The organism is Amycolatopsis sp. NPDC059027 (assembly GCF_042739735.1).
Classification (GTDB): Bacteria; Actinomycetota; Actinomycetes; order Mycobacteriales; family Pseudonocardiaceae; genus Amycolatopsis.
This window is the reverse complement of the sequence record NZ_JBHYIK010000008.1, coordinates 44,068-48,812: the sequence shown is the minus strand read 5'-3', so window position 1 is coordinate 48,812 and position 4,745 is coordinate 44,068. Positions and strand designations below refer to the sequence as shown.

Below are 4,745 nucleotides of genomic sequence, written 5' to 3'. Positions count from 1 at the left end.
ACCACCGCCTGATCCAGACACTCAACCTGGTTTTCTTCTCGCGCGCGCTTCTTCGCCACCCCCCCACCGCTGTGGTCAGGACAGGTCGTCCTCCGGCTCAGCGGCGGCGAGCACCTCGTACACCTTGCGGCGCGCCTCCGACAGCACCTTCTTGACCTCGGCGAACTCCGCGTCACTGCCGGTGTAGGCGACCTGTGACGCCGCGCCCGAAAGCTCGCCGAGCTGGCGCCACAGCGCCTGGAACCGGTCCGCGCCCGGCACCTCGGCGGCGTCGCTCTCCCACAGCGCGGCGAACTCCTCCTCACGACCGGCGACGTGCTCGCGGCCCGCCTCGGTCAGTTCGGCGACGCGGCGGCCGCCGTTCCCTGCCGTGCGGACCAGCCCCTCGTCCTCCAGCTGCTGCAGGATCGGGTAGATCGAGCCGGGGCTCGGCCGCCACTCGTTGTCGGTGCGGCGGCGGATCTCCTGCATGATCTGGTAACCGTGCATCGGCTCCTCGGCGAGCAGCGCCAGCACCGCGGGCCGGACCGGACGGCTCGGGCCGCGGCGCCCCTGCCACGGACCACCGCCGAACCAGCCGCCGTGCCGGCGCGGGTCGCCGGGGCCACCACCCGGAAAGCCGGGAAATCCGCCGAAACCCGGGAATCCGCCACGGGGGTCGGGCCCGTGCGGTGGCGGAGGCGGGGGCGGCGGGAAGCCCGGCCCGTGCGGCGGCCCGCCGCGCGCGAACTCCGGGCCGAAGCCGTCCTCGGGCCCCCAATCCGGGTTCTCGCCCGGGTGCCCGTGATGACCGTGCGGGCCATGGTGCCCCCGTGGGCCGTGACCGGGGCCTCCCGGGCGGCCGGGGTGCCCCGGGTGCCCGAAGCCGAAACCGCCGCGCTCCCCGAAGCCGCGGAACATCCTGCCGAAACCTGCTGATCGCTCCATGAGCTGTCCCCTTTCGTATCGTGCGACTATCGCCGACATGACCACGATATATCGCCGCTATTCGGTACGCAAGGTCGCAGGTCAGCGGCGTATCGCGAGGGCGAGGAGCTCCGCTGCGGGTCCGGTCAGCCGTCGCCCGGCGGGCCAGACCGCACGCAGCGCGCGGTTCAGGTCGACGCCGTCGACCGCGATCGGCACGAGCCGCCGGTCGGCGACCTCGCGGGCGACGTCGAGCGCGCTGATCACCGCCGGTCCCGCACCCGAGATCACCGCGTTCCGCACGGCCGACGCCGATCCCAGCTCCAGCAGCGGCGTGACCGCGCCCGCCCCCGCGCGGCGTAGCGCGGCGTCGACGGTCTCGCGGGTCCCGGAGCCGCGCTCGCGGACCACCAGCGGTGTCGCCGCCAGCTCGGCGGCGGTGAGCGGACGGCGCCTGCGGACCCAGGGATGCCCGTCGGGAACCACCACGACGAGGTGATCCGCCGCGACCTTCCGGGTGGCGAGCCCCGGCAGCGGGCCCGGCGACTCGACGAACCCGAGGTCCACCTTGCCCTGCACCACCAGTTCGGCGACGTGTTCGGAGTTGACCACCTCCAGCCCGACATAGCGGTCGGGGTGGGCGCGTTTGACCTCACCGATCCACGCGGGCACGAAATGCTCGGCGAGCGTCATGCTCGCGGCGACCCGGAGTTCGGCCTCACGCTGCGCGCGCAACGCCTCCGCGCCGGTGAGCAGCTCGCTCATCTCGTCCAGCACGCGGCGCGCCCAGCCGACGACGACGCGGCCGTCCGGGGTGAGCCCCGATCCTCGGTGGCTGCGGCTAAGCAACGCCAGCCCGAGCCGCCGTTCCAGTGTGGACAGTCGCTTCGTCGCGGACGGCTGCGCGATGCCCAGCGCGTTCGCCGCCTGGCCGATACTGCCGAGTTCGTCGACGAAAACCAGCAGGCGGAGCGAGTCGAGATCGGGTGTGGTCATAGCCCAAGTGTATGACCTCAGCGCCTGCTGACGGCTACCGCGCGGCCCGTCGCGGGGCGAGGCTGGAAAGCATGACGACGACGCGCCCCAGAACGGTCCTCCCCGGACTCGCCGTCACCGCGGCGGGAGTCGCGGTGGCCTACCTGATCAGCTCCGCCCTGCCCGTCCTCGGCGCGCTCACCGTCGCGGTCGTGCTCGGCGTGATCGCCGGGTCGCTTCCCGTGCTCACCGACGATCTCCGCCACGCGATCGCGCGGGTGACCAAACGGCTGCTGCGCGCCGGGGTCGTCCTGCTCGGCCTGCAGCTCGCGCTTCCCGCCGTGCTTTCACTCGGCCCCGGCACCCTGCTCGCCGTCGTGCTGACCGTCGGCGTGACCTTCGTCGGCACACTCGGGATCGGCAAGCTGATCCGGGTCCCGCGTGGACTCGCGCTGCTGGTGGCGACCGGGTTCTCGATCTGCGGCGCCTCGGCGATCGCGGCGATGGAAGGCGTCGTCGAGCGCAAGGACTCCGATGTCGCGACCGCCGTGGCCCTTGTCACCTGCTACGGCAGCATCGCGATCGCCGCGGTCCCCTTGCTGGGCAAGGCCTTCGGGCTCGAAGGGCTGCGCCTGGGCAGCTGGGCGGGCATCAGCGTGCACGAGGTGGCGCAGGTGGTCGCGGCGGCGACCCCCGCCGGCGCGGGCGCCGTGGCGATCGCGATCGTGGTCAAGCTCAGCCGGGTCGTCCTGCTGGCGCCGATGGTGGCGCTGGTGAGCGTGACCGAGAACCGCAACCGGACGCGCCCCGACGGCGCCCGCGCGCCGCTCGTGCCGCTGTTCGTCCTCGGCTTCCTCGCGATGGTCGTGGTGCGCAGCACCGGAATCCTCCCTGGCACCGTGCTCGACGTCGCGAAGATCGCGTCCACACTGTTGCTCGCGGGTGCCCTGTTCGGCCTGGGCTGCGCCGTCCGGATCGGCGTCCTGATCCGCACCGGCGGCCGTGCACTCCTGCTCGGGTTACTCTCCACGCTTCTCGTCGCCACCACCGGTTTCTGCACGCTGGCGATCTTCGCCTGAGCGCATAGGTCGTTATACGAACTGCGCCGTTTGTTACTAATCCGACCACAGTCACGGCGGAAACGGGTACCTATGAGCAGGTCGACTGCGGCCCGTGTCCGCCTACTTTTGGCCGGATTAGTAAATGTACGGCTCTTGTACGGGTGCGCCGGATCCTCGGGTGGGTAAGGGGTTCGCGATGCTCAGGACGGAGCCTGACTGTGAAGATCATCCGTGTCGCGCTGGCCGCGGTGGTGGCGGGTATGACACTGGCCGGGGTGGCCACGGCGCCGCCCGCTTCGGCGGCGGTGGGCAATACCGTGGTGTACAAGGAGAAAACGGAAGGTTACGACTGCTTCCGGATTCCGTCGGTGGTGAAGGCGCGCAGCGGCGACCTGCTCGCGTTCGCCGAGGGCCGCAACGGGGGCGCGTCGTTCTGCAACGACGCCGGGGACATCGATCTGGTGGTGAAGCGTTCGGCCGACGGCGGGAAGACCTGGGGCGCGCCGCAGGTGGTCATCCGGGGTTTCGGGGACACCAAGGGGAATCCGGTGCCGATCGTGGTGCCCTCGACCGGCCGGATCGTGCTGCTGTCGACGATGCAGTGCGTGAAGAACCCGGCGTGCGGGCGGGTTCCGCGGGTGCAGTGGAGTGACGACGACGGGAAGACCTGGACGACACCCAAGGTGCTGACGGAGCAGCTGGGATTCCCGTCCGCGCCGGGCTGGCTCGCGACCGGGCCGTCGCACGGGATCGTGCTGACGCGGGGTGCGCACGCCGGGCGGCTGGTCGCCGGGATGAGCTTTTCGACCGGGGACAAGGGCACTGGTTCCCTGATCTACAGCGACAACAACGGTGTCGACTGGCACCGCGGCGCGACCGACGTCAGCATGACGGACGCGATGAACCCGCAGGAGATCAGCGTCACCGAACTGGCCGACGGCCGGGTGTACGCGGCGGCGCGCAACGATGCCAACAAGGACAACAAGTGCCTCGCGGACGGGACCCGCAACCGGGCCTACGCGATCAGCGCGGACGGCGGCGCGAGCTTCACGCAGAAGTTCACCTACGAGAACGACCTGATCACGCCGACCGTGCAGGGCTCGACGGCGCGGATGAGCGCGGTGGACGCGGGCGGGAAGTACGACCGGATCCTGTTCGCCGGACCGTCCACTTGCGACCGTCGCAAGCAGCTGCGCGTCCACTCGTCGTTCGACGAGGGCGGCAACTGGACGAACAACGACCGCAGTGTGCTGGTGTGGGGCGAGGACGCGGCGTATTCGGACATGGTCCAGCTCGCCACCGGTTCGGTCGGTGTGTTGTACGAAGCGGGCCCGGAGTACAACGCCAACCAGACGATCCGATGGTCGACGGTCACCGAAGCCACGCTCGGGGCGCCGGTGTGCGGCGGCGGGTTCGGCGTCATCGACTCGGCTCCGCTGGGCACCGCGGGCACGGTTTACCTGTCCTACAACGCGAGCACCGGGCAGAACTGCGTCAGCACGATGAAGAGCGCGTCGGCGGGCACGGCCACGCAGACCTCGGCCTATCTGGAGGTCCAGGGCTCGCCGCGGGTCACCGACTCCGGTTCGTTCGCGTACTTCGCCGGTCCGGTGAAGGCCACCGCGTCGGGCAAGTGCGTCCGCTGGGGCGGCGCGACCGGTGGCTCCACCTTCGACAGCCCCCTGGGCCACTGCGACTGACGCCCCTCCAAGTGGGTTGTTGTGGGGGGTTGAGGTGGGGGGGCACACAAAAAAACACAACAGCACAGAGAGACACACACAAACAGAGACACAGACACACCGC

General features: G+C 70.7%; 4 protein-coding genes. 2 read left to right on the top strand and 2 right to left on the bottom strand.

Going from position 1 to position 4,745, the window contains the following annotated elements; all coding sequences use genetic code 11:
* Positions 1 to 75 precede the first annotated feature (75 nt).
* A complete protein-coding gene (locus ACFWY9_RS07780) occupies positions 76 to 927 on the bottom strand; it encodes a PadR family transcriptional regulator (protein WP_378331542.1) in 852 nt (283 codons plus the stop codon).
* Between the two features lie 81 nt (positions 928 to 1,008).
* Positions 1,009 to 1,902: a LysR family transcriptional regulator gene (locus tag ACFWY9_RS07775; RefSeq protein ID WP_378331541.1), complete on the bottom strand. Its 894-nt coding sequence runs from the start codon at positions 1,900 to 1,902 to the stop codon at positions 1,009 to 1,011.
* Positions 1,903 to 1,973: 71 nt separating this feature from the next.
* On the opposite strand from ACFWY9_RS07775, the gene ACFWY9_RS07770 reads away from it, so the two are divergent.
* A complete protein-coding gene (locus ACFWY9_RS07770; RefSeq protein ID WP_378338444.1) occupies positions 1,974 to 2,960 on the top strand; it encodes a YeiH family protein in 987 nt (328 codons plus the stop codon).
* A gap of 200 nt (positions 2,961 to 3,160) precedes the next feature.
* Positions 3,161 to 4,642 carry an exo-alpha-sialidase gene (locus ACFWY9_RS07765; RefSeq protein WP_378338443.1) on the top strand — a complete coding sequence of 494 codons (1,482 nt, stop codon included), beginning with the start codon at positions 3,161 to 3,163 and terminating at the stop codon, positions 4,640 to 4,642.
* The last annotated feature ends 103 nt before the right edge of the window (positions 4,643 to 4,745 follow it).

Coding starts and splice junctions, on each gene's coding strand:
- ACFWY9_RS07780 (WP_378331542.1), bottom strand. CDS start 927: ATGGAGCGATCAGCAGGTTTCGGCAGGATGTTCCGCGGCTTCGGGGAG.
- ACFWY9_RS07775 (WP_378331541.1), bottom strand. CDS start 1,902: ATGACCACACCCGATCTCGACTCGCTCCGCCTGCTGGTTTTCGTCGAC.
- ACFWY9_RS07770 (WP_378338444.1), top strand. CDS start 1,974: ATGACGACGACGCGCCCCAGAACGGTCCTCCCCGGACTCGCCGTCACC.